The organism is Streptomyces sp. NPDC029159, from assembly GCF_055564055.1.
The window spans coordinates 16350-35010 of record NZ_JBVHWT010000003.1; the positions used below are offsets into that span (position 1 = coordinate 16350).

The window sequence follows — 18661 nt, forward strand, 5'->3', positions numbered from 1 at the left end:
CTCGTGGGGTTCGAGAGGTCAGGGGGTGACGGTGTGTTCGGTGAACTGGCCACAGGAGCGGAAACCCAGGCGCCGGTAGACGGGCTCGCCGTCGGCTGACGCCTGCAAGACCGCGATGTGATGATCCCGGTCGCGGGCCACGCGGAGTGCGGCGAGGGTGATGGCGCCTCCGTAGCCACGGCGGCGGTGGGCGGCGCGGGTGCAGATGTTGTAGATCCCGGCAACCCCCGCGTGGTGAAACACTTCGGCCGAACAGACCGGACGGCCCTCCACATAGCCGACCAGGTACCGGGCCGGGCAGTGCGCGGCCAGCGCCTGCGAGGCCGCTCGGGCGAGGAAGCGGCACACGGTGTCCGCAGGCGGGTCCCAGTTCGCAGCGAGAACCGCGGCGTAGTCGGCGAGCTGTTCGGGTGTGACCACCGTTTGGATGTCCAGCCCTTGGACGGCGGGCGGTGGCAGGGTGTCGTCCAGCTCGGCCCACATGGCCGTCTCGCGTTCGGACGCCGGCAGGTCGGCCGCTGCCAGGCGGGCGGTGAGGTCCGGTGGTGTCGAGGCGGGCCCCACCCACCAGGAGAAGCGGCGGCCGGTCCGCGCCAGCGCCCGAGCGGTCTCGGTGATACGTGCCGGTGCGGTGGCGGCGGTGAAGCGGGCCGCGGCAACGATGTTGAACGTGTCGTCGTCCAAGCCGCTGTCGGCGACCAGGAGATCACCGGTCTCCGTGACGGCCGCACCGGTCATGCTCCGATGCAGGTGACAGGCGTGCTCCGCCAGGTTCCTCTCCATCCTGTCCGTCAAGTCGGCCTCATTGAGGAGATGGGTGTTCATGGCACATGAGCACAGCACGGTCAGGCGGAGACCGCACGGGATTTTGGTCGTCCACCGACAGCGTCGCGCCGGCGACCTGCACATGCGATGCAGCCGCTACGCCCTCACACCGCCCCGAACCACAGCAGGCACTCCGGCAGCCCCGCCATCTCCACGGGGACCGACCGGTGTTGCTGCCACCGCTCGGCGGTGAGGCGGAGCCTGCGCAGTACGGCCGGTTCGCCGCGTACGGCATGGCGTTCCACGCCGTCGTCCTCGTAGCCGAGCCTGCGCGACACCGCCAGCGAGGCCGCGTTGTCCGCGAACGCCCCGGAGACGGCGTACTGCGCACCGAGCCCGGCGAAGGCCAGATGGAGGACGGCCGCACGCATCTCGGTGCCCAGGCCCTGGCCGTGGTGGGCCCTGCCCAGCCAGGAGCCGGTGTCCACCTCACGGCGGACCGAGAAGTCCCGGGCGCTGATGCCCTGCGTCCCCACGACGGTGCCGTCCCGTACGACGACCAGGTTCAGCTCCCAGTCCTCCGGCTGCCACGCGCCCAAGCTGCGCCAGTGGTACTGGAGGACACTCCGCGCCCGCTGCTCGGGCCCGGCATCGGTCCACGCCACGGTGAACGGCTGCACCGCCGCATCGTGCACCCCCTCGGCGGCCAACGAAGCCAACGCGGCGAGCTCGTCCGGATCCGGCAACCGCAGCTCCAGCCGCGGCGTGGACAACCGCAGCCCGGCGAGCGGCCAGTGGGTCAGTAAGGTCATGACCAGGGATTCTTCCCTCTCCGTGACGTGCCGGCCACCAATTTCCGGTGGGCAGGAAGACGCGAAATCCGTGGGCAGGCCCGCCCGTTCTCATCCCGCGGAAGGCGGATGATCCCACGGAGGGTGTTCCCCGAGTGGCAGGGAACTACGTCACCCGTGATCCCACGACGCAGGACTCACCACGTCCACGTCATCGAGCCGCACGATGAGTTGCCCGGCTCGCACCCAACGGATCCTGGGGTCGTCGTAGGCGACACCCACCGCCCGGACCGGAGCCGGCGCCGTAGCCCCCGGACGGTAGAGGGCGCCGCGCACACCGACCGGGTGGAAGGCTCGGACACGCAACATCACGCACCCCGCCCGCAGATGAGGGCAGGCGCGCAGGGACACGGCTGCGCAGGGCCGGCACAGCGGCGGGTGGGTCGTCAGTAGCTCTGCGGGCCAGGACGCGCGGTCGTGCGAGTTTTCGCCCAGCAGCCAGAGCACACCGTCCGCATTGCGGTCCGCGGGGCCACCGCACACCTGGCAGAGCAGCTCCGTCATGGCCCGGTGCTGCCTCAGGGCGTGCACCTCACCGAACTGTGGACGGCCCTTTCCCGGCAGGGACGGAGTGCGGGACCACAGCACGCCCCGGGTGTCACGGTCGTACGGCTTCTCGTCGGCGTAACCGATGCCTCCGCGTTTCTCCACCATGCGTAGGGGCGGATGCTGCTCCGCACTCCACCGGGTGATGTAGGGGACCGGACCTGACCGGGGTGCCTGGCGGGAGAAGCCTTCACGGTGTTGCGGGGCGAACCCGCTGTCGGTCGTCATGGCCACCAGGTTCGTCACCCGTGAGGGACGAATCTTCCCGTGAGAAGGGTGATTTGGGGCATCGCGGCGGTACCTTGAAGAACGCCCAAATGTCCACGGAGGGCATCTTGAACGGTTCGTTACGTACTGCTATGGCTGACGCCGGTGTCTCCGCACGCCAACTGGCGTTGCGCGTGGGGGTGACGGGGAAGACGGTCGAACGTTGGCTGGCCGACGATGCCTTGATCCCTCATGCCAGAAACAGGGAAGACACCGCAGCAGCGTTGGGAGTTGAGGCAGACATGTTGTGGCCCAAGGCCGTACGGAACAGAGCGAAGGCGGGCGCCGGCGGCGAACTCGTGCGGAGTTATCCGTACCGTTCCGCCTGCCCCTCGTCGGTCTGGGGAGAGCAGGTCGCGGCCGCCTCGGAGCACATCTTTCTGGCCGGGTACACCAACTACTTCCTGTGGCTGGATCAACCCGCGTTCGTGGAGACCCTGCGAGGCAAGGCCGAGCAGGGGTGCCGCGTACGGTTCCTGCTCGGCGATCCGGAGGGCGAGGTCACCCGGGAGCGCGAGCGGATCGAGGGGGTGGCGCTGTCGGTCTCCACGCGTATCCGGATCACGCTGGAGCATCTGGCGAAGCTGTCCGCGACACCGGGCGTCGAGGCGCGGTTCTCCGATGCCGCGGACGCCATGAACCATGTGTCGCTGTCGGTCTTCCGTTTCGACCAGGACGCGCTGGTCACACCCCATCTGGCCCGGCTGGCGGGCCATGATTCGCCGCTGCTGCATTTCCGCCGCCAGGGGGACGGGGGGATGTTCGACCGGTTCGCGGAGCATGCGGAGGAGTTGTGGGGGCGGGGGAGGGCTGTCTGAGTGGGGCGGGGCGCCATAGGCACGTATGACGCTCCGCGCGGCCGTGCGTGCCCAGCCCGGGTGTCACGGAAGTGGGCCACGCTCGGCGCCGGTACGAGCCGCTACCGGCCCTACCGCCCCAGGACCGCAACAGCCCAGGTGAAGGCCGAGTCCCGGTCGCCCGTCGCGACCTCCTGGAGGAAGTTGCCGGTGCGGAGGTCCGGAGGGATGCCAGGGCCGTCGAAGGTGGTGCCGGACGGGGTGAGGTACTCCTCGTTCGGCAGGCCGAAGGTCCAGCCGTTGGGGAGGGTGCGCTCCAGGACGTCCGAGAAGACGCCCTGGGTGTTCCGGCCGATCCGGAGGGTGTCGCCCGGGCGTTGCATGAGGGGACCGAGCCGTCGAGGTGCAGGGTCGCGCGGGTGCCGCCCGCGCCGGGGCGTATCCGGTAGACGGTCGCGTCGTCGCCGGTGTAGATCACCGAGCCGCTGCCGGTGTTGCTGCCGCCGTTGCCGCTCGTGCGGTGGGCGGTGGCGCCGGGCAGGCAGCTCGTGGTGGTCGTCCGGTACTCCTGAAGCCACCCGTCATGAAGGGCGTACACGGTCCCGTACCCGTCGGTGCGCCACACCCCGTCCAGCCGGTCGGCTCCGTACGACGCGGCGGCGACGGGACCCCCGGCCATCACGGCACCGGCCGCCACAGCGAGCAGCACCGCGACCGCCGTGCTCCTGCGCCCTCGACCGCTACCGTGCCCGGTACGTGCTTCGGTCGCTGCTCCACCTCTGATGCGCATGTTGCTTCTCCCCGTCGGCCTTCCTCAGTCCGTCGCTCCAGGATCTGAGAAGGAGGCTCGGCCCGGAATCCGGCTGCCGGGCCCGAGCACACGGGGGGAAACCCCCACCGGGAGGGGCGGGCGGGAGTGTCATCGGCAAGTCGGCGCGGCCAGGGTGGGGCTGTGCGGCCGGGGCGGGGGACACCCGGCGAGTCGCCTGCAACGGGAAAACTGCACCCCTCTGCCGGGTCCGCTCACTGGACGGCCACCCCAGGCACCAACGCGACAAGTCCAGAGAGGAAGCTGCCTACTGCTGCGAGTGTGACGAGTGTCGCCTTGCCGTCCGAGAACAGTCCGGAACAGAACGCGCGCACTTGCCGCCGAACGATCAGCATCCTGAGTTTTTGCCAACGGTGTTGCCGGATATGGCAGCCCATGAGGAGGCCGGTCGCGTTGTTGCGGCAGCCGTCGCTCCGCCCTCTGACCGGGGCCCCACACGTCACTGGTGCGTGAAAGAAGGACCAGAGAAGAACGACGGCGGACAGGCCGATGATCACCGCAGGCCCGGCAGCTCTGTTGATCCACGCGGCGATGAGTACACCGCCGGCCAAGACGCCCCACCACTGCCCCAGACCACCGAACCGGCTGTTCCCAGCCCCCGAAGTTGCCATGCCCTCAACCGTGGCGAGGGGCCGGACGAGCCACGCTCGCTCTGCGGCTTATGGCCGAGACGGGTTCCAAGACGGCTGACGCGCCATGAGCTCGAGGCAGGGTGGTTCGAAAACCTGCCCCGAGCTCGTGAGAACGCGCGCCCGCGGACAGCGGCAATCTACGTATGCACCGCGGAGGTACGCCTTCAGTGCGGTCCCGAGCCGTTAGCCGTCGGCCGGTGCCACCCCCACCTGGTGTCACCAGTTGCTTGCGCAAGACTGCCTCCGCCATGGGCCCCACCTGGTGTCCGTGAAGAGGCTCCCGTGTTTACCCGGTGTGGGGCACGTGATCGGAATCGAGCGTGAGCGAGCGCGGGCCAGGCCACGTCTCGACGGGACATCGGAGACGGAGTACACCCCCAGGTAGGACAGGTTGCCGTCCGCGGCGAAGAAGAGCACTCCGGCTCCCTCCGGGGTGTCATGGCTGCGGAAGGAGTGCCGAGACGTTGCCGGGCAGTGAAGGGAGCTCAGCCGTCCGCCTCAGCCACACCGACCGGGCAGGAAACCCCCGTCCCCCCGATCCCGCAGTACCCCGCCGGGTTCTTGTCCAGGTACTGCTGGTGATACCCCTCGGCCGGATAGAAGGGGAGATCAGCCGCCGGCAGGATTTCGGTGGTGATGTCGCCGTAGCCGCGGGAGTGCAGGACCTCGGCGTAGGCGTCGCGGGAGGCTTCGGCGGCCTGCTGCTGCGCGGGGGAGTGGGTGTAGACGGCGGAGCGGTACTGGGTGCCGACGTCGTTGCCCTGGCGGAAGCCCTGGGTCGGGTTGTGGGACTCCCAGAAGAGCTTCAGGAGTGCGGTGTACGGGACGACCGCCGGGTCGTAGACGACGCGGACGGCCTCGGTGTGGCCGGTGTGGCCGCTGCAGACCTCTTCGTACGTCGGGTTCGGGGTGTGGCCGCCCTGGTAGCCGACGAGGGTGGTGTGGACGCCCTCGGTCTGCCAGAACTTCCGCTCGGCGCCCCAGAAGCAGCCGAGGCCGAAGTCGGCGATCTCGGTGCCCTCCGGGTACGGGCCGAGCAGGCAGGTGCCGAGGACGGTGTGGCGCTCGGGCACGGCGAACTCACGCTCCGGGCGGCCCTTGAGGGCTTCCTCGGGGCTCGGGAGGTGGTTCTTGAAGCGGGAGAACAGCATCGAGATCAGGCTCCGGGGTCGACGGCGGGTGGTGGCAGGCGGCCGCCTGCCGTGAGGACCGTGGCCTCAGCTCCAACACCGGACGGGGCGGTGGCATTCCGGGGAAAGCCCCCGGCCCGCCCTCACTCCGGCCGCACACCCCCCGTAGCCGTCCCCCCGCTCCGCTCCCAGCCGGCCACGGCCAGGGCGCGGTAGGCCGCGTACTCCGCCGCGGGGCTGTGGCCGTAGGACCACGGGACGGCGCCTACGTGGCCGTCGACCTCGCGCAGCTGGTCCAGGGCCTCGCCGTAGCGTTCGGCGCGGACCAGGAACCAGATCAGCAGGTGGCGGACGTGCGGCGCCATCGGGTGGTCCGCGGGGGCCTCGCGGAGGGCGTAGTGGGCGCCCTCGACGGCCCGCTCGATCACCGCGCTCTGGTACAGGCCGCGGACCATGTTGGCCTCGGGGAGGTGCTCGTAGACGGCGAAGAGGGGCAGGGCCGGCAGGAGGCTGCCCTTGGGGGCGCCGGAGGCGGCGCGCTCGGCGAACGCCTCCGCCTCCTCGCGGGAGCCGTGCCACTTCTGCGACCAGTAGGGGAGCGCCGCGAGGTGCGCGCCCATGTGGTGCGGGGCGCGGCGGGCGACCTTCTCCCACAGCTCGGCGTAGTCGGCGGGCCGGTCGTGCAGCCCCCGGGCGACGGCCAGCTCGATGACGTACGGGATCGGGCTGCCCGGGGCGAGCAGGGCCGCCTCGCCGCAGACCGTCCGGGCCTCCTCCAGGATCATCCGGAAGTCCTCCGACCCCGGGTCCCGCAGCGCCTGGAGGACGAGGAACTGGGCGTGCGTCTGCGCGCCCCCGGCGTCCTTCGGGTCCTCCAGCCGCCAGCGCCGCAGCCACACCCCGCCGCTGCGCGGCGCCCCGGGCGCGGCATCCGGGGCGTCCTGCTCCCGTGCCAGCTCGAAGGCGGCCGCCCCGGCCAGCGTCTGGACCCGCTGCCAGCGCCGCTCGTCGTCCTCCGGGGTGGCCCGCAGCAGCGCCGCCGCCGGGCGCCAGTCGGGGCTGCGCCGGATCTCGGCGAGGACGTGCTCCAGCTCCTCGTCGGGGCCCGGCAGGCGGACGTCGAGCGAGTCGAGCGGGACGAAGCCGTAACCCGCCACCGGGTCGGAGACCTGCGGTGGCCCCTGCTGCCGGAACTGCCCGGCGGCCCTGCGGCGCCGCAGCCAGGGCAGGAGGACGAGACCGCCGAACGCGGTGGCGGCGAAAAGTACGAGCAGAGCGTCCATGAGGTGTGTCCCGGTCGGAGGCAGGGCGGGCGGAGCGGCGGACGGGCGGGGTGTGCACGTCCTGCTCTTTCCACTCCCCAGCGAACCAGAAAGTTCCGCAGATCGTCCCGCCCTGGGGCGACTACCCTCGCTTTCCATGAGCGAACAGCGCGACCAGCGCCACCAGCACTTCGAAACCCTCGCCATCCACGCAGGTCAGGAGCCCGACGAGGCGACCGGCGCGGTGGTGCCGCCCATCTACCAGGTGTCCACCTACAAGCAGGACGGCGTCGGCGGTCTGCGCGGCGGCTACGAGTACAGCCGCAGCGCCAACCCGACCCGCACCGCCCTGGAGGAGAACCTCGCCGCCCTCGACGGCGGCCGCCGCGGTCTGGCCTTCGCCTCCGGCCTCGCCGCCGAGGACTGCCTGCTGCGCGCCCTGCTGACCCCCGGCGACCACGTCGTCATCCCCGACGACGCCTACGGCGGCACCTTCCGGCTCTTCGCCAAGATCGCGGAGCGCTGGGGCGTCGAATGGTCGGTCGCCGACACCTCCGACCCGGAGGCGGTCCGCGCCGAGCTGCGCCCTCGTACGAAGGCGATCTGGGTGGAGACGCCCAGCAACCCGCTGCTCGGCATCACCGACATCGCGGCGCTCGCCGCCGTCGCCCGGGAGGCCGACGCCCGTCTTGTCGTCGACAACACCTTCGCCAGCCCCTACCTCCAGCAGCCGCTGGCGCTCGGCGCGGACGTCGTCGTCTACTCCACGACCAAGTACATGGGCGGCCACTCCGACGTGGTCGGCGGCGCCCTCGTGGTGGGTGACGACGCCCTCGGTGAGGAGCTGGCCTACCACCAGAACGCGATGGGTGCGGTCGCCGGGCCGTTCGACGCGTGGCTGGTGATGCGCGGCATCAAGACCCTCGCCATCCGGATGGACCGGCACAGCGCCAACGCCGCCCGGGTGGCGGAGCTGCTGACCGCGCACCCCAAGGTGACGCAGGTCTACTACCCGGGGCTGCCGCAGCACCCGGGGCACGAGATCGCCGCCAAGCAGATGCGTTCCTTCGGCGGCATGGTGTCGTTCCGCGTCGCCGGGGGCGAGCAGGCCGCCGTCGACGTCTGCGACCGCGCGCAGCTGTTCACCCTCGGGGAGTCGCTGGGCGGCGTCGAGTCGCTCATCGAGCACCCGGGCCGGATGACGCACGCCTCGACGGCCGGATCCGCGCTGGAGGTCCCCGCCGACCTGGTCCGGCTCTCCGTCGGCATCGAGTCGATCGACGACCTGCTCGCCGACCTCACCCAGGCGCTGGGCTGAGCCTGCGGTGCCCGTACGGCCACCCGTAGGGGAGAGCCGTACGGGCACCGCACCCGGGGCGCGCCGTTCTCCGGCGCGCCCCGGAATCACCCCTGGGGGCGCGGGCTCAGGAGGCCGCGCCGGCCGGCGGCAGCGTCGCGGTGATGGCGGCGAGGGAGACGTTGAAACGGGTCAGCAGCGTGCAGAAGACGGCGCGCTCCTCCTCCGTCCACTCGTCGGTGACCAGCTCCATCAGGGCGCGGCGCGAGGCCCGTACCTCGCCGAGGCGGGTGCGGCCGCGCTCGGAGAGCTGGAGGACGACCGCCCGGCCGTCCTCGGGGTGCGTAGCGCGGTTGACCAGCCCGGACTCGACCAGCGGCGCGACCTGTCGGGTGACGGTCGAGGAGTCGATGCCCATCCCGGCGGCGAGCGCCTTGACGCCCATCGGACCTTCCTGGTCCAAGCGGTTGAGCAGCAGATATGCGGCGCGGTCCATGGAGTTGCGCGCCTGGCCGACCCCGCCGAGGCGGCTCTGTTCGGCACGCCGGGCGAACACGGCCACTTGGTGCTGCAACGCGTCCAGAACGGCGGGATCGGTGGGTGTCGTCATGTCCGAAGAGGTGGGCATGGCCGGGAGCTCGCTTCATGGGGGGGCTGAGGGACCGGTGGACAAGGTTACGCGGAAGTGGCCGGAGACCGGCCGCCGAAAGCCGCTACGACCCGGGCCGGGCCCGACCCGTAAGGGCGTGCGGGCATGCACCGGGCGCCCCTGACGTACGCCCTGATGCCGCCCCTGACACCCGTCCGGCGGCAGGCTCCTGCGCCTGGACGTGCTCCCAGGTGCAGGCCCACGGCCGCCCCGGCGCCCGGCTCCGGACGAGGCCCGGCGGCCCGCCGCGCGCCGGGTGGGGGCGGCCCCGTTCCGCCGACCTGTCCACACCTTGGCCGGAAAAGGTCAGGTGGCCGCCGGACTGCCAGACTGACGACATGCCCGACCACACGTCGTCTCCGCACCCCGCGTCCGCCCCGGGCGACGCGGCGGCGCTCACCGTCGAGGACGTCCGCGAGGCCCACAAACTGCTCTCCGGCGTCGCCCGGGCCACCGCCCTGGAGAGCAGTCGCCACCTCTCCCGGCTGGTCGGCGCCCCGGTCCACCTCAAGTGCGAGAACCTCCAGCGCACCGGCTCCTTCAAGATCCGTGGCGCGTACGTGCGCATCGCCCGGCTGACGGCGGCCGAGCGGGCGGCCGGGGTGGTGGCGGCGAGCGCCGGGAACCACGCCCAGGGCGTGGCACTGGCCGCCTCGCTGCTCGGGGTGCGGTCGACGGTCTTCATGCCGGTCGGCGCCCCGCTGCCGAAGGTCGCCGCGACCCGCGACTACGGCGCCGAGGTCCGGCTGCACGGCCAGGTGGTCGACGAGACGCTGGCCGCCGCCCAGGAGTACGCGCACCGCACCGGCGCGGTCTTCCTCCACCCCTTCGACCACCGCGACATCATCGCCGGCCAGGGCACCGTCGGGCTGGAGATCCTGGAGCAGTGCCCGGAGGTGCGCACCGTCGTGGTCGGCGTCGGCGGCGGCGGGCTGGCCGCCGGGGTGGCCGTCGCGGTCAAGGCGCTGCGCCCGGACGTCAAGATCATCGGCGTCCAGGCGGCGGGCGCGGCCTGCTATCCGCCGTCGCTGGCCGCCGGGCACCCGGTGGCGGTCGAGGGGCTGTCGACGATGGCCGACGGCATCAAGGTCGGGCGCCCCGGCGATGTGCCGTTCCGGATCGTCGAGGAGCTGGTGGACGAGGTCCGTACGGTCTCCGAGGACGCGCTGGCCGGGGCGCAGCTGCTCTGTCTGGAGCGGGCGAAGCTGGTGGTGGAGCCCGCCGGGGCGAGCCCGGTGGCGGCGCTGCTGAGCGACCCGGGGGCGTTCGGGGGTCCGGTCGTCGCGGTGCTGTCGGGCGGCAACGTCGATCCGCTGCTGATGCAGCGGATCCTCCGCCACGGCATGGCCGCCGCCGGCCGCTACCTCTCGCTGCGGCTGCGGCTGACCGACCGCCCCGGGGCGCTCGCGACGCTGCTCGGCGTCCTGTCGGAGGCCGACGCCAACGTCCTCGACGTCGGGCACGTCCGCACCGGCCCGCGGCTGGGCCTGACCGAGGTCGAGGTGGAACTCCAGCTGGAGACCTCAGGACCCGAACACTGCGCCGAGGTCACGGCGGCGCTGCGGGACGCGGGCTACACGGTCGCGGAAGCGGAGTGAGACGGGGCGGGCCCCGGACGTTCCCGCAGGTCCCGCCCGCGGACGGCCCCGGACACGGGAAGCGGCCCGGAGCATCGCGCTCCGGGCCGCTTCCCTATGTATGTCGTGTATCAGCCGCGCATACGGCGTGATCAGCCCGAGTACGGCTTGGCGTCGAGGATCTTCACGCTGGCCTTCTTGCCGTTCGGGAGCTCGTACTCCGCGTCGGCGCCGACCTTCTTGCCGTTCACGCCCTCGCCGAGCGGGGACTGCGGCGAGTAGGTCTCGATGTCCGCGCTGGCGTACTCGCGCGAGGCGAGCAGGAACTCCAGGGTGTCGTCCGGGTCTCCGTCGAACGCGATGGTGACGACCATGCCGGGAGCGACGACACCGGTGGCGGCAGGGGCCTCGCCGACCTTCGCGGTCTGCAGCAGCTGGGTGAGCTGGCGCACGCGAAGCTCCTGCTTGCCCTGCTCCTCCTTGGCCGCGTGGTACCCGGCGTTCTCCTTCAGGTCACCTTCCTCGCGGGCTGCCGCGATCTTCTCGGTGATCTCGGCGCGTGCGGGACCAGACAGGTACTCCAGCTCGGCCTTGAGCTGGTCGTACGCCTCCTGGGTCAGCCAGGTGACGCTTTCGCTGGTCTGGGTCACAGGTGCTCCTCGTCGGTACTGGGGATAAATCAAACGCCCTACCAGGGAAGGATTGCGCCTTCACGGGTGGGCGAAACCACGAGCCTAACAATTCCGGCACAAAACGGGGAAGAGGAAATCTTCAGGGAGCCTCCCTGAACGATGAATTGCCTGGTCGGAAGGGGTGCCCGCCCGTCGCTTCGGCGTTCACCCGGGCATGCCGGGGGCCGGAGGCCCCGCTCTCAGTGACCGCCGGAGGACGCGGACGAGCAGCCGACCAGCTCCGCCGCCGTCGCCCGGCCCGTCGTCCGCAAGGTCACCTCGGTGTCGATCTGCTCGCCGTGCCCGCCGACGGTGACGTCCTTGCGTCCGACCTCGGCCTTGTCCGCGGAGAGCACCCGCAGGGTGCACACGCCCGTGGCATCCCGGTCCTTGACGACCTCCAGATGCACCTTCACCGTGCCGTCCGGCACCGCCGCCCAGGTGATCACGCGTCCGCTGACCTTCTCGCCGCCGATGTACGAGATTCCGCACCAGGCGACGACGCCGAGCAGCGCCACCCCCAGCACCCCGCCGACGATCTTCAGTCCGCGGTCGTTCCGGCCGTTCGAGGACCTTCCGTAGCGGCCTTCGGGAAGCCCGTCGCGTACCGCGGTCATGCTCTGTCCTCCTGCTACCGGGGCCGGGAAACGTCCGGCCTCGTGGGTTCCCGTACGGGGAATACACGGCCCCCTCGCTTCGGTCACTATAGGAGGCATCTTCTCCCAGCCTTTACTGAGGATCGAGTCTTGACTGAGCAGCTGCGATTGATGGCGGTCCACGCCCACCCCGACGACGAGTCGAGCAAGGGTGCGGCCACCATGGCCAAGTACGTGTCCGAGGGGGTGGACGTGCTGGTCGCCACCTGCACGGGCGGGGAGCGGGGCTCCATCCTCAACCCCAAGCTCCAGGGCGACCCGTACATCGAGGAGCACATTCACGAGGTCCGTAAGAAGGAGATGGACGAGGCCCGGGAGGTCCTGGGCGTCAGGCAGGAGTGGCTCGGTTTCGTCGACTCCGGGCTCCCCGAGGGGGACCCGCTGCCGCCGCTGCCGGACGGCTGCTTCGCCCTTCAGGACGTCGAGGCGGCGGCCGAGCCGCTGGTGAAGCTGATCCGTACGTTCAAGCCGCAGGTGATCACGACCTACGACGAGAACGGCGGGTACCCGCACCCCGACCACATCATGACCCACAAGATCACGATGGTGGCCTTCGAGGCGGCCGGCGACCCGGAGAAGTACCCCACCGCCGGCGAGCCCTGGCAGCCGCAGAAGCTCTACTACAACCAGGGCTTCAACAAGCCGCGCACCATCGCCCTCCACGAGGCGCTGCTGGCCCGCGGTCTGGAGTCCCCGTACGGCGAGTGGCTGGAGCGCTGGAAGCAGTTCGAACAGCGCGAACGCACCCTGACCACGTATGTTCCCTGCGCCGACTTCTTCGAGGTCCGTGACAAGGCACTGATCGCCCACGCCACGCAGATCGACCCCGACGGCGGCTGGTTCCGTGTCCCGATGGACATCCAGCAGGAGGTCTGGCCGACGGAGGAGTACGAGCTGGCGAAGTCGCTCGTGGACACTTCCCTCCCCGAGGACGACCTCTTCGCGGGCATCCGCAACAATTGACCTCATGATGAGCGCGACCAGCACCCTCGCCCTGACGCACTTCGTCACCCTTGCCGACTCGTTCGACAAGGACAAGGTGACCCCCGGCATCCTCGGCTTCATCGTCTTCGCGGTCATCGGCGGCGCCGTATGGCTGCTGATGAAGTCCATGAACCGCCACATGGGCAAGGTGGACTTCGAGGAGAAGGAGGCAGCGACGGCGGCTTCCTCCTCCACCGCTTCCGCCTCCAAGGGGGAGGCGAACGCCGGCTGATTTCCTGACCGGCTGATTCCTCGGCCGGTGCCTGGGCGGAGAGCCCGGGCCCGGTCTTGGAGTGCCCGGTTCCGTGGGCCATTGCTCCCCCAGGGGGTCTGGAGCAGGTGACCTCCCGATGTCCGGGTGGCGACCCCCCCCGCCACCTCCGCGGGGCCTACACGCGTACCTGCAGTGACCGCGCGTCGTAGCCGGGGCATCCCCGAACCTGTGAGGTAGTACACACTTCCCGGCCGGCACATCCCTAGCCGTGCTCGGCCCCGTTTTCGTTCGGTTCGAGTGTGTCGACCTCGGGGGCACGCTGGACATGTGCATGCCTCGTCAGCGCAAGCGAGCGGAGGGGCGGGCGAGCAGAACCGCGCGGGGGGCGGTTGCTCACGTCTGCGACTGCTTGGGCGAGGATACGGAAGGCCAATGCCCGCTCGGGGGAGCTCAGACCGCGCAGTGCTGCGAAGAAACCGATCAGCAGGACCAGCGGATGGATGGCGCGTTGGAAGGCGAGTGCACAAGCGCAGATCACGGGGGGCAGCAGTACCACAGTCATGGCGAGGGTCCTTTCGGAGCGTCAGCGCACCGCTTGGTGCGCTGACGCTCATACAAGGCCGCGTGGTACCGGAACTCCGAGACCTCTTATGCGGCAGGAGGCTTGAAGCGCCTGGTCAGATGGATGATGACCGGACTTCCGGACCGGATGTGCGAGGAACTGCCGTCGACGGAGCACGCCACTGGTTGCGGTACACGGCTTGGCAGGGGCGTGTCAGTGCACGAATCCTCGGGTCGGATCGCGGGGTAGCACGTTCCCGAACTCCTTGAACCACCCTTCGGGCCGCAGGTCTCCGATGCCCATGTGCCGGTTGAGCGAGGCGTCGGGGTGCTCCAAACCCTGTAGCGCAGGGTTGTAGAGGAAAAGCACATCGTGGTCCTGGAAGAGCAGATCCAAACAGGTGTCCCAGTCGTAGTCGCCCCGCTGCTCCGGGATTCCTTGGGTGAATTCGGCCACCAGGTCAGGTTCGTCACATGTCATTGCGGAAGCGCTCTGCAGGGCGAAGTGGAGTGCCAGTTCCTCTGCTGCGCAGCGTGGTTCAGGTGAATGGCCGAGGGAGATGTCTTCGTTGAGATCGTCCAGGGCCCTTAGCATCTTGCGTCGCCAAGACCGTGGCTGGCTCCAGGTGGATGCCGGCAAGCATGCGAAGAAGATCCCGAAGGCGTCCGGGGAGATGGGGCGATCGCCCAGTTCATTCAACTCGTCGTGAGCCATATCAGCGAGAATCTCCAGATTGCAGCTGAGGATGCGAGATGTCCGGGGTGTCATCTGCCACGGTTCTTCTTCCTCCTCATCCCAATCAGCGTCTAGGTCCCAGGTTTGCGAACCCAGCTCGTGTCCCTCTTGGGGTAGGTAGATGCTCGGGACATTGAAGGAGGCGGTCGCTACTGGGTCGCCGCCCTTACTGGCGCGGATGTACCACTCATGGGCTACGTCGTGTTGCCCCTGCCGCTGGGCGATCACACCGCGGAGTCGCATGGAAAGAGCATCACCCTGCGCTGCGGCTCTTTCGTAGCAGGCCGCTGCCTCGTCCCACCGCCTCTCGATCTCGTGCAAGGCGCCAAGGGCTCGGGCCTGCAATGGGGTCCCTGTCTCGGACACCGTCTGGTACCACGAGGGCCAGGTGTGTTCCGGGCGTCGTTCGCGCTGTACAAACCCGAGGTCGTGCATTGCGGCATGGTCACCGCCAGCTGCCAGAGGGGAGAAACAGCGTTCGGCGAGCGCAAGGCGACCGAAGCGGAAAGCGGACCGTCCGACAGGCAGCAGTTCGCTGCCACCGTTCGCGTGCGTGACTGCCGCTTCCCAGACTTCGTCAGGAATATCCGCTGCGTCCGCGGCGCTGGCAGCAGCGTCCACGAGGTAGTCGAATGGCCGCCAGGCTTCCGCGGCATCCGTGCCGACCAGCATTCCCGCTACACCGAACTGGATCTCGGTTGCCCACAGCAGAGCCTGTTCGGCACTCTCGGCCCGGAGGCGGGAGGCGTCCCCGGCGCTGAGATAGCACGTGGACAACGTGAGCAGGGTTTCGGTGGGCAGCGGGGTGGAGATGCCTGCTCGCGCAAGGTCGACGGCGGCCTGTACCAAGGCCGCGCCGCGAGGACGGCTGTTCGGCTGACGTTTGGTGGTGAGGAATTCTTCGAGCAGTTTCGGTCCGGCTGCGAGGTACTCTGCGATGCCGTGAATGCCGTGGTGGCGGGCTGCATCAGCGAGACGCATATCGGGGTCCGGGTCTGCAAGGTGTGTGTGGAGCCTGCTCATTTCTGCCGCGGACCACTGCCGGTCCAGCACAAGAGGCTCGATGAGGTTCAGCACCCGGGACCCCAGGCGGCGTGCGGACGCTGTGTCAGCTTCCGCGTTCCTCAACGCGCGCTCACTGTAATTGCTGTACCTCTCGGAGCGCATGGTCGCCATCACCACAACTTTTTGCTCCAGGAGTGCGGACAACATGCCTTGGTCGAGGCCACCGGGGAGGAGGAAACGGTCGAGGTCATCCAGCCAGAGCACCCACTTCCGGCGGTCGACCCTCGGTAGAGAGATGTGTGAGAGCACGGGGCTCAGGTCGCTTGCCGCGGGCGGTGCGATGAGCCAGTGATCGGACAGTTCGCGTCGTACCGCCTCAAAGGCGCACCGTGTTTTTCCGGCGGTGGACTCGCCGACCAGCAGAACGAGGCCACCGTCCTCTCCGGCTTCTGCCAGTTGAGCCGCGACTGCATCATCCGCATCCCGTGGCACATAGACGGGGAGCGGGGGAGCGTCCTTCAAGCGGCTTGTCCGGTGTACGCCCAGTTTCAAGGGGTCGGCGTCAGTCACCGGATGGATCGGAATCCGGGCGGTGCCCACCGTGATGTGATGCGGTTCTTCCTGAGTGGGGGTGCGACTCCTGGCTCGCGCGGCGCGCAGCAGGCGATCCCAGACCGCCGGGTCGGCGAGTGCTGCGGGGAGGGTGATGTTTCGCTGCCGCGCCAAGATGTCGACGGCGCGGAGAAACTCCCGGAAGAGCTTATTCGTCGGTATGTGCTTCCCGCTCCGCCAGTCGCTGATGCGCTGTACCGACAAGGAAGTTCGCCCAAGGCGATCCCTGCTCGCAGCGCATATAGCGGTTGGTTTAGGGGAACCGGTTGCAGTGAAAAGCGACTCCAGATGCTCCCGGAACTTCCGCTTTCCCGTGTGGTCAGCCATGAGGAAATGGTATTTCAGTACTGCCGGACGACTGCCGGGCTGATGGTGATGGAGAGGGCCGGCAGGCTCGACCCATGCTCGTTCCGCCGCCCCGCCACGCCTCCTACCCCACTGCCCCCGCGCCCCCGCCCCCGTGCGCGAGGATGGCCCCATGGCCAACCGACTCGCGCATGCCACCTCGCCCTATCTGCTTCAGCACGCCGACAACCCCGTCGACTGGTGGCCCTGGGAGGCCGCGGCGTTCGAGGAAGCGCGGCGGCGCGATGTCCCCGTCTTTCTGAGCGTCGGGTACAGCGCCTGTCACTGGTGTCATGTTCTCGCTCACGAAAGCTTCGAGGACGAGGCGACGGCCGCGTTCATGAATGAGCACTTCGTGTCGGTGAAGGTGGACCGGGAGGAGCGGCCCGACGTCGACGCCGTGTACATGGAGGCGGTACAGGCGGCCACGGGGCAGGGCGGGTGGCCGATGTCCGTGTTCATGACGCCGGACGGGGAGCCGTTCTACTTCGGGACGTACTTTCCGCCGGAGCCGCGGCACGGGATGCCGTCGTTCCGGCAGGTGCTGGAGGGCGTGCGCAGCGCCTGGGCGGAGCGGCGCGGGGAGGTCGGTCAGGTCGCGGGGCGGATCGCCGCGGATCTGGCCGGGCGGTCCCTGGCCGGGTCGTTGTCGGCCGACGCGCCTCCGGGGCCGCGGGATCTGGCCAGTGCCCTGATGGCGTTGACCAGGGACTTCGACGCGGTGCACGGCGGGTTCGGCGGAGCGCCGAAGTTTCCGCCGGCGATGGTGCTGGAGTTCTTGCTGCGGCACCACGCGCGGACGGACTCCGAGGGCGCCGTGGAGATGGTCGAGGCGACGTGCGAGGCGATGGCGCGCGGCGGGATCCACGATCAGCTCGGCGGCGGCTTCGCGCGGTACGCCGTCGATGAGACGTGGACGGTGCCGCACTTCGAGAAGATGCTGTACGACAACGCGTTGCTCTGCCGCGTGTACGCGCATCTGTGGCGGGCCACTGGCTCCAGCATGGCCCGCCGTGTGGCGCTGGCGACCGCCGACTTCATGGTGCGGGAACTCCGCACCGTCCAGGGCGGGTTCGCCTCCGCGCTGGACGCGGACAGCGAGGACGGGTCGGGCAGCGGGCGCCACGCCGAGGGCGCGTATTACGTATGGACCCCTGACCAGTTGCGGGCGGTGCTCGGGGAGGCGGATGCGGAGTTCGCCGCCGCGTACTTCGGGGTGACCGAGGACGGCACCTTCGAGGAGGGCGCCTCGGTGCTGCAACTCCCGGACGGCGTCGGCCCGGTGGACGCCGAGCGGGTCCGGTCGGTGCGCGAGCGGCTGCTGGCGGCCCGGGACGAGCGGCCGCGCCCCGGGCGGGACGACAAGATCGTCGCGTCCTGGAACGGGCTGGCCATCGCCGCGCTCGCCGAGACCGGCGCGTACTTCGACCGGCCGGACCTCGTCCAGGCCGCCACGGACGCCGCCGACCTGCTCGTCCGCGTCCACATGGACTGGCAGGCGCGGCTGCACCGCACCTCCCGGGACGGCGTGCCCGGCGACAACGACGGCGTCCTGGAGGACTACGCGAACGTCGCCGAGGGCTTCCTCACCCTCGCCTCCGTCACCGGCGAGGGCGTCTGGGTGGACTTCGCGGGCTTCCTCCTCGACACGGTGCTGGTGCAGTTCCGGGCCGAGGACGGTTCGCTCTACGACACGGCGGCGGACGCCGAGGCGCTGATCCGCCGCCCGCAGGACCCGACGGACAACGCCACCCCGTCCGGCTGGACCGCCGCCGCCGGGGCCCTGCTCTCCTACGGGGCGCTCACCGGCAGCGCCCCCCATAGGGAGGCGGCCGAGCAGGCGCTCGCCGTGGTGACGGCGCTGGCCGGGCGCGCGCCGCGGTTCATCGGCTGGGGGCTGGCCGTCGCCGAGGCGGCGCTGGACGGGCCCCGGGAGATCGCCGTCGTCGGCCCGCCGGACGGCGCGGCCACCCGGGCGCTGCACCGCACCGCGCTGCTCGGCAACACCCCCGGCGCGGTCGTCGCGCTCGGTGCTCCGGACACGGACGACGCGGGCGCGGTGGCGCTGCTCCGGGACCGGCCGCTGGTCGACGGCGCCCCCGCCGCGTACGTCTGCCGCCACTTCGCCTGCGAACAGCCGGTCACGGACCCGGACGAACTGAGCGGACGGCTGCGCGGAACGGTGCGGTGAGCGGGCGGTCCGACGGTACGGTCGGCGCCCGCTCGGTCGGAAGTGCTCCGCCCAAGGACGGAGTTGACTCCGGTGGGTAATCGG

At 70.2% G+C, this 18661-nt stretch carries 18 protein-coding genes; 6 read left to right on the plus strand and 12 right to left on the minus strand.

Annotation, left to right across the window (positions count from 1 at the left end):
- Positions 1 to 18: 18 nt before the first annotated feature.
- The 3 genes from ACZ4U4_RS07090 to ACZ4U4_RS07100 all read right to left on the minus strand — a co-directional run bounded on the left by ACZ4U4_RS07090 (position 19) and on the right by ACZ4U4_RS07100 (position 2390).
- Entirely contained in the window at positions 19 to 783 is a 765-nt protein-coding gene (locus tag ACZ4U4_RS07090) for a GNAT family N-acetyltransferase (protein WP_467870890.1), read from the minus strand.
- 146 nt (positions 784 to 929) lie between these two features.
- Positions 930 to 1577 (minus strand): GNAT family N-acetyltransferase, encoded by a 648-nt coding sequence (locus tag ACZ4U4_RS07095; protein ID WP_467869836.1) that lies wholly within the window; start codon positions 1575 to 1577, stop codon positions 930 to 932.
- A gap of 150 nt (positions 1578 to 1727) precedes the next feature.
- A complete protein-coding gene (locus tag ACZ4U4_RS07100) occupies positions 1728 to 2390 on the minus strand; it encodes a hypothetical protein (RefSeq protein WP_467869838.1) in 663 nt (220 codons plus the stop codon).
- Between the two features lie 281 nt (positions 2391 to 2671).
- Between ACZ4U4_RS07100 and ACZ4U4_RS07105 the strand changes: the two genes are divergently transcribed.
- Positions 2672 to 3247: a DUF5919 domain-containing protein gene (locus ACZ4U4_RS07105; RefSeq protein WP_467869840.1), complete on the plus strand. Its 576-nt coding sequence runs from the start codon at positions 2672 to 2674 to the stop codon at positions 3245 to 3247.
- Between the two features lie 110 nt (positions 3248 to 3357).
- On the opposite strand, the gene ACZ4U4_RS07110 is transcribed toward ACZ4U4_RS07105, so the two are convergent.
- The 4 genes from ACZ4U4_RS07110 to ACZ4U4_RS07125 all read right to left on the minus strand — a co-directional run bounded on the left by ACZ4U4_RS07110 (position 3358) and on the right by ACZ4U4_RS07125 (position 7100).
- A complete protein-coding gene (locus tag ACZ4U4_RS07110) occupies positions 3358 to 3609 on the minus strand; it encodes a S41 family peptidase (protein WP_467869842.1) in 252 nt (83 codons plus the stop codon).
- 640 nt (positions 3610 to 4249) lie between these two features.
- A complete protein-coding gene (locus ACZ4U4_RS07115) occupies positions 4250 to 4666 on the minus strand; it encodes a hypothetical protein (RefSeq protein WP_467869844.1) in 417 nt (138 codons plus the stop codon).
- 506 nt (positions 4667 to 5172) lie between these two features.
- Positions 5173 to 5838: a peptide-methionine (S)-S-oxide reductase MsrA gene (gene msrA, locus ACZ4U4_RS07120; RefSeq protein ID WP_467869846.1), complete on the minus strand. Its 666-nt coding sequence runs from the start codon at positions 5836 to 5838 to the stop codon at positions 5173 to 5175.
- A gap of 122 nt (positions 5839 to 5960) precedes the next feature.
- Positions 5961 to 7100 carry a hypothetical protein gene (locus ACZ4U4_RS07125; RefSeq protein ID WP_467869848.1) on the minus strand — a complete coding sequence of 380 codons (1140 nt, stop codon included), beginning with the start codon at positions 7098 to 7100 and terminating at the stop codon, positions 5961 to 5963.
- Between the two features lie 136 nt (positions 7101 to 7236).
- On the opposite strand from ACZ4U4_RS07125, the gene ACZ4U4_RS07130 reads away from it, so the two are divergent.
- Complete coding sequence (locus ACZ4U4_RS07130) at positions 7237 to 8397, plus strand: cystathionine gamma-synthase (protein ID WP_467869850.1); 1161 nt, start codon at positions 7237 to 7239, stop codon at positions 8395 to 8397.
- A 106-nt stretch (positions 8398 to 8503) separates the two neighbouring features.
- Here the strand turns inward: ACZ4U4_RS07130 and ACZ4U4_RS07135 are convergent, their stop codons facing one another.
- Positions 8504 to 9004 carry a MarR family winged helix-turn-helix transcriptional regulator gene (locus ACZ4U4_RS07135; protein ID WP_467869852.1) on the minus strand — a complete coding sequence of 167 codons (501 nt, stop codon included), beginning with the start codon at positions 9002 to 9004 and terminating at the stop codon, positions 8504 to 8506.
- Positions 9005 to 9363: 359 nt separating this feature from the next.
- On the opposite strand from ACZ4U4_RS07135, the gene ilvA reads away from it, so the two are divergent.
- The gene (ilvA, locus tag ACZ4U4_RS07140) at positions 9364 to 10623 is read left to right on the plus strand and encodes a threonine ammonia-lyase (protein ID WP_467869854.1); all 1260 of its coding nucleotides are present in this window, start codon (positions 9364 to 9366) and stop codon (positions 10621 to 10623) included.
- A 131-nt stretch (positions 10624 to 10754) separates the two neighbouring features.
- On the opposite strand, the gene greA is transcribed toward ilvA, so the two are convergent.
- Entirely contained in the window at positions 10755 to 11252 is a 498-nt protein-coding gene (greA, locus tag ACZ4U4_RS07145) for a transcription elongation factor GreA (RefSeq protein WP_030287865.1), read from the minus strand.
- Between the two features lie 221 nt (positions 11253 to 11473).
- Entirely contained in the window at positions 11474 to 11890 is a 417-nt protein-coding gene (locus ACZ4U4_RS07150; protein WP_467869856.1) for a DUF4307 domain-containing protein, read from the minus strand.
- Positions 11891 to 12019: 129 nt separating this feature from the next.
- On the opposite strand from ACZ4U4_RS07150, the gene mca reads away from it, so the two are divergent.
- Together mca and ACZ4U4_RS07160 are read left to right on the plus strand one after the other, a co-directional pair.
- On the plus strand, positions 12020 to 12892 hold the full coding sequence (mca, locus tag ACZ4U4_RS07155; protein ID WP_467869858.1) for a mycothiol conjugate amidase Mca: 873 nt from the start codon (positions 12020 to 12022) through the stop codon (positions 12890 to 12892).
- A 4-nt stretch (positions 12893 to 12896) separates the two neighbouring features.
- The gene (locus ACZ4U4_RS07160; RefSeq protein WP_467869860.1) at positions 12897 to 13145 is read left to right on the plus strand and encodes an RAMP4 family protein; all 249 of its coding nucleotides are present in this window, start codon (positions 12897 to 12899) and stop codon (positions 13143 to 13145) included.
- A gap of 244 nt (positions 13146 to 13389) precedes the next feature.
- Here ACZ4U4_RS07160 and ACZ4U4_RS07165 read toward each other — a convergent pair whose 3' ends face one another.
- Entirely contained in the window at positions 13390 to 13689 is a 300-nt protein-coding gene (locus ACZ4U4_RS07165; protein WP_467869862.1) for a hypothetical protein, read from the minus strand.
- Positions 13690 to 13902: 213 nt separating this feature from the next.
- The gene (locus ACZ4U4_RS07170; protein ID WP_467869864.1) at positions 13903 to 16368 is read right to left on the minus strand and encodes a hypothetical protein; all 2466 of its coding nucleotides are present in this window, start codon (positions 16366 to 16368) and stop codon (positions 13903 to 13905) included.
- A gap of 151 nt (positions 16369 to 16519) precedes the next feature.
- On the opposite strand from ACZ4U4_RS07170, the gene ACZ4U4_RS07175 reads away from it, so the two are divergent.
- Positions 16520 to 18577, plus strand: a complete 2058-nt coding sequence (locus tag ACZ4U4_RS07175; protein ID WP_467869866.1) for a thioredoxin domain-containing protein — start codon at positions 16520 to 16522, stop codon at positions 18575 to 18577.
- Positions 18578 to 18661 lie beyond the last annotated feature (84 nt).